Annotated in this window: 6 protein-coding genes; 4 read left to right on the forward strand and 2 right to left on the reverse strand. The window is 64.2% G+C overall.

What is annotated here, in order from left to right:
• The 4 genes from F9K34_RS16605 to F9K34_RS16620 all read left to right on the forward strand — a co-directional run.
• On the forward strand, nucleotides 1-272 hold a 272-nt coding region (locus F9K34_RS16605; RefSeq protein WP_291338229.1), incomplete at its 5' end, for a GNAT family N-acetyltransferase.
• On the forward strand, nucleotides 269-1291 hold the full coding sequence (locus F9K34_RS16610; RefSeq protein ID WP_291338230.1) for a histone deacetylase family protein: 1023 nt from the start codon (nucleotides 269-271) through the stop codon (nucleotides 1289-1291). The genes F9K34_RS16605 and F9K34_RS16610, both read left to right, overlap by 4 nt.
• A gap of 389 nt (nucleotides 1292-1680) precedes the next feature.
• The gene (locus F9K34_RS16615; RefSeq protein WP_291338231.1) at nucleotides 1681-1908 is read left to right on the forward strand and encodes a type II toxin-antitoxin system CcdA family antitoxin; all 228 of its coding nucleotides are present in this window, start codon (nucleotides 1681-1683) and stop codon (nucleotides 1906-1908) included.
• Nucleotides 1908-2207, forward strand: coding sequence for a CcdB family protein (locus F9K34_RS16620; RefSeq protein WP_291338232.1), 300 nt, complete (start codon nucleotides 1908-1910; stop codon nucleotides 2205-2207). The genes F9K34_RS16615 and F9K34_RS16620 overlap by 1 nt, the downstream gene beginning before the upstream one ends.
• Before the next feature lie 420 nt (nucleotides 2208-2627).
• Here F9K34_RS16620 and F9K34_RS16625 read toward each other — a convergent pair whose 3' ends face one another.
• Together F9K34_RS16625 and F9K34_RS16630 are read right to left on the reverse strand one after the other, a co-directional pair.
• A complete protein-coding gene (locus tag F9K34_RS16625; protein WP_291338233.1) occupies nucleotides 2628-3398 on the reverse strand; it encodes a hypothetical protein in 771 nt (256 codons plus the stop codon).
• A 593-nt stretch (nucleotides 3399-3991) separates the two neighbouring features.
• The coding region (locus tag F9K34_RS16630; RefSeq protein WP_291338234.1) for a DNA translocase FtsK at nucleotides 3992-5534 on the reverse strand (1543 nt) is incomplete at its 5' end.

Below are 5534 nucleotides of genomic sequence, written 5' to 3' on the forward strand. Positions count from 1 at the left end.
ACTCCACGACCCGGGCGATGCCAGGTGCCTATGTCTCCGACCTCTGGGTCGAGGAGGAAATGCGGGGCAGCGGCCTTGGCAGGAAACTCCTCGCCGCCGTGCGGAACGACGCGGCTCTGCAATGGGGTGCGGGGTTCATCCGGCTTGCGGCCTATGCCGACAACCCGCGCGCCGTCGCCTTCTACGAACGCATCGGGTTCAGGACGCGCACGGGCGAGATCGGGATGCTTCTTGAAGGTGAGGCGCTGGAGAGGATAGGAGAGACGGCATGAAGGCCTTTTACGACGACCGCCAGCGCGCGCATGACCCGAAGATGTTCATGGCCAATGGCACCCGCCTAGCCAATCCCGAACAGCCGGCAAGGATCGACGTCCTGAGAGGCGGGGCGGAAGCGGCGGGGTGCGGCCTTGTTCCGGCCAGCGACCACGGATTAGGCCCGATCGCCGCCCTTCATTCTGCCGAATACCTCGTGTTCCTGAAGACTATCCATGCCCGCTGGACCCGGATCGAGAATGCCTCGGACGAGGTGATCCCGAACATCCATCCCGACCGCCGCACCGCGTCCTACCCGCGCTCCGCCGTCGGGCAGGCGGGATTCCACCAGGCGGACACCTCCTGCCCGATCTCTGCCGGCACATGGGAGGCGTCGTACTGGTCGGCGCAAACGGCGCTCTCCGCGCTCGATGCCGTCATGGCCGGCGATCGCGCCGCCTATGCGCTCTGCCGCCCGCCCGGGCATCATGCCTTCAGCGACCTCGCCGGCGGCTTTTGCTTTCTCAACAATTCCGGCATCGTCGCCGAGGCCGCGTTGAAACTGGGCCGGCGGCCCGCGATCCTGGATGTCGATGTCCATCACGGCAACGGGACCCAGGGCCTCTTCTATCACCGCCGCGATGTGCTGACGGTTTCGATCCATGCCGATCCCGTCCGTTTCTACCCGTTCTTCTGGGGCCATGCCCATGAGCGGGGCGAGGGCGAGGGGCTGGGCTACAACCTCAACCTGCCGCTGCCGCGGGGGACCGATGATGCGGGCTACCTTGCCGCGCTCGATGGCGCGCTCGAAAGCGTCCGCGCCTTCGGCACTGATCTTCTGGTCGTGGCGCTCGGGCTCGACGCGCATGAGAACGACCCGTTCCAGGGTCTGAAGGTCACGACGCCCGGTTTCGCGCGCATCGCCGAACGGATTGCGGCAATGGGCATTCCGGCCGTCATCGTGCAGGAAGGCGGCTACCTTCAGCCCGATCTCGGCAACAACCTTGCCAGCTTCCTGTCGGGGTATGAGGGCGGCTGAGGAGGGCCTCCGCCCGGCGGTCGGGGCAACGCGACCCCGGGGAGGCAGTCCAAGCCGTCCCGCGCGCGAAGCGTCCCCTGCAACCTGTCGCGCGTTTCGGCCCTGACCGGAGGGGGCCGTGGTGCAGACCTGAGGCTGCAGGCGATCCACGTCACCCATTCCTGCGGCCAGTCGGGCCGAACGTCACCCGGCGCTTGCGCGATGCCCGCCCGGCTTGCGGGCCTCGTCGGCGGCCCCGAGGTCACGGGCCATGCGCCGAAGGCGGGGGAAGAGGCCGAAGCGCAGGCGAAGCTCGCGGGGCTCCGGGCGCTCAGGATCAGCGGGTGGGAAAATATTGACGCAGCGCGCGCTCCTGCGCATCTTCATGCGCATGGAGAATGGAGGCCTACATGCAGGCCACCCGCAAGCCCGCGAACCTGACGATCGACGCAGCGCTTCTCGATGAGGCGCGGCGCTATGGCGTGAACCTGAGCCGGGCGGCCGAGGAGGGTCTGCGCGCGGCGGTCCGGGCGGCGAAGGCCGAGGCGTGGCGGCGGGAGAACCGGGCGGCGCTGGAAGCCTCGAATGACTGGGCCGAGGCGCACGGCCTGCCCCTGGCGAAACACCGGCTGTTCTGATGGCGCGCCATGAGGTGGACCGGGCACCCGAGGATGCGGACTGGTGGCTCGACGTGCAGGCCGACGTGCTGGACCTGCTGACGACGCGTGTGGTGGTGCCGCTGCTGCCCGAGGGGCTGGCGCCGAAGCCTGCGAAACGGCTGAACCCGGTGGTCGAGGTCGAGGGGGAGCGGGTCATGATGGTGACGCAGTTCCTCGCGGCGGTGCCGATGCGGCTGCTGGGGCGGCCGGTCAGGTCGCTGGCGGACCGGGCGGACGAGACCGGCGCGGCGCTGGACATGGTGTTCGTGGGGTTTTGAAGGGGTGGGACCGCCCGTCGGGCGGGCCGGGTGGCAGGCGCGGCCCGATTTCGTCATGGCGCCGAAATCGGGGGTGCGGGATGGGTAGCGTGGGCAATCCTGCCCACCGCGAGCAAACGGCACCGGAATGGTGGGCAGATTGCCCACCCTACGGCTTGCTCATGCACCATGCGCGTGGGGAAGGAGGGTGCACGCGAGCACGCACGCTACGGCTTGCTCGGGGGAGTTGGGCCGCGCATGTCGGGCGGGCCGGGAGCGCGCGGCGGCGGCCGAAGCAGCGCGGGAGGCCAAGGCGCACGAGGCCGGGATGTGCGAGAAGGTGAAGGGGTTGACGGCGCTCAGGGATTCGCGGTTGGGGAGGTAGGGGTGGCGGGTTTGCGAACTCGACCTAACGTTGCGGAACCAACCAACCTTTGCTTTCTAATCTCCGCCAAAATTCGCTTTCGATTGATTGGTGCGCGACAATTCACTTGTAAAGATAAAGACTCTGCTATCACCAAAAGTTACTCTGAATCCAAGATGGGGTATCACTTCATTTCCATTTGCATCCGCAGTTGCGTCAGCGTTTAGTAATTGAAATGGATCGCGCGGTATGTATTCAACCGTAAATTGGTCAATTGTTTTCTTTCTAAAGTTCTTTTCAATGCTCCACCCCCAGTAAGAGTCACAGACGACCTTACCCCAGTCACCATCCGTTAAAAAATGTATTTGACCGGCATCGGGCCTCCTTAAATTGCCAACATCGGCAAGAACTCCTTGAGACTTGGTAGGTTTAATAGACTGCGCCAGGTCATATATCGTAGCAAGTTGGTTCACGCGAAGAACTTCGGTATTCTTTCCGCGCACAACAAACGAATATCCCAGCAATCCATCATCGACCGAAATGGATGGTGCAGACATTAGCTCAGCTCCGGACACGCACTCAAAGCTATAAAATCCAAAATCATTTCGGAATCTCGTTCCATCGACACCAGCCGCACGCACCGCAGCTATTTTTACGATGCTGGCGTTAAGAGGTAAGAGTTCTTCCAATTTCCCATTTGATCGCTTTACGTAAACCCCGTCGTACTCCGGAATTATTGGCAACTCTTGCGCGTTGGCACTACCATGAAACACGATGGGGATCACACCAAGACCGACAGAAAATATGATCATCTGTTTCAAACAAAGAATGACAGCATTAATCCTCACGTCATCTCCTCCATGGACTTCTGAACTGCGCGGCTAAACCGACATGCTGATACCTATAAGGCGCCCGTTGGCATGAAAGATCAAAGATCGAGTTTATGGAAGTGGATTGTGGATCGAACTTACGTTCGACTGTCCAAATCTCCACCGTGCACACCACGATGAGTCAAGAACTTTCGTGTACATCGTCACATCACAAGAAAGCAGTTCTAAGGTGCGCCTCAGCACATCCTTACGCATTCCTTTATAGATGTTCCGCCTGGCGACAACGCCGGGCAGCGCCCGACCGCCGGGAGGGCGCTTCTCGCCCATCCCGAGGGGTTGGGCGCTTCCCTTTGTGCGGGGTGTGGGCATTGGACGGGTGGCGGGCTGAAGCCCGCCCTGCGGGGGTAGGAAGGTCGCGCGCCCCGGGCTTGATCCGGCGCCTCTGGTCAAACGCGCGATGAGGTCCCGGGTCAGGCCCGGGACGGGGTGTGCGCGACTGGTGAGATGGAACCTTGTCATGCCCGCGCAAGCGGGTATCGGGTGGGGGAGACCCCCGCTTTCGCGGGGGTGACAGGGATGTGGAAGGTGCGCAATAAATGCGCACCCTACCGTTATTGTTCGGGGACCAATATCTCCCGCTTCCCGACATGGTTCGCCGGCGAGACCAGCCCCTCCTCCTCCATCTGCTCCACCAGCCGCGCGGCCTTGTTGTAGCCGATGCCGAGCTTGCGCTGGATATACGACGTAGACACCTTGCGGTCGCGCAAAACCACCTGCACCGCCTGGTCGTACAAGGCGTCCTCGCCGCCGTCGCCGCCGAGGCCGAGCACCATGTCGATGTCGGCGCCGGTCTCCTCGTCATGGCCCTCGACGACGCCGGACATGTATTCGGGCGGGCCGAAGGACTTGAGGTGGGTGACGATCTCCTCGACCTCCTCGTCGCTGACGAAGGGGCCGTGGACGCGGGTGATGCGGGAGCCGCCGGCCATGTAGAGCATGTCGCCCTGGCCCAGAAGCTGCTCCGCCCCCTGTTCGCCGAGGATGGTCCGCGAGTCGATCTTCGAGGTGACCTGGAAGCTGATCCGGGTCGGGAAGTTGGCCTTGATGGTGCCGGTGATGACGTCGACCGAGGGGCGCTGCGTCGCCATGATGAGGTGGATGCCGGAGGCGCGGGCCATCTGGGCGAGGCGCTGGATGCAGGCCTCGATCTCCTTGCCCGCGACCATCATCAGGTCGGCCATCTCGTCGACGATGACGACGATGTAGGGAAGCGCGACGGGGGCGAATTCGTCGGTCTCGAAGACGGGATCGCCGGTTTCCTCGTCGAAGCCGGTCTGGACGGTGCGCTTGAACATCTCGCCCTTGGCGAGCGCCTCGCGGACGCGGCCGTTGTAGCCCTCGATGTTGCGGACGCCCATCTTCGACATCTTGCGGTAGCGCTCCTCCATCTCGCCCACCACCCATTTCAGCGCGACGACGGCCTTCTTGGGGTCGGTGACGACGGGGGAGAGAAGATGCGGGATGCCGTCATAGACGCTGAGTTCCAGCATCTTGGGGTCGATCATGATGAGCCGGCATTCCTCGGGCGTGAGCTTGTAGAGGAGCGAGAGGATCATGGTGTTGATGGCGACCGACTTGCCCGAGCCGGTGGTGCCGGCGATGAGGAGATGCGGCATCTTGGCGAGGTTCGCCACGACCGGGTCGCCGGCGATGTCCTTGCCGAGGGCGAGGGGGAGGCGGAGGTTCGAGTCGCCGTATTCGCGGGCCGACAGGATCTCGCGCAGCACCACCTTCTCGCGGAAGGCGTTCGGAAGCTCGATGCCGATGACGGTGCGGCCGGGGACGGTGGAGACGCGGGCGGAGAGCGCGGACATCGACCGCGCGATGTCGTCGGCGAGGCCGATGACGCGGCTGGCCTTGAGGCCCGGGGCGGGCTCCAGTTCGTACATGGTGACGACCGGGCCGGGGCGGACGGAGGTGATCTCCCCCTTCACGCCGTAGTCGTCGAGGACGCTTTCGAGCATCCGCGCGTTCTCCTCCAGCGCCTCGTTCGAGAGCGGGCGGCGCTGGACGGAGGCGGGGCTGGCGAGGAGCGAGAGGGGGGGGATTTCGTAGGCGGGCGCGGCGTCGTCGAAGCGGAGGCGCGGCTGGGCC

This window comes from Albidovulum sp. (genome assembly GCF_008933605.1).
Taxonomy (GTDB): domain Bacteria; phylum Pseudomonadota; class Alphaproteobacteria; order Rhodobacterales; family Rhodobacteraceae; genus Albidovulum.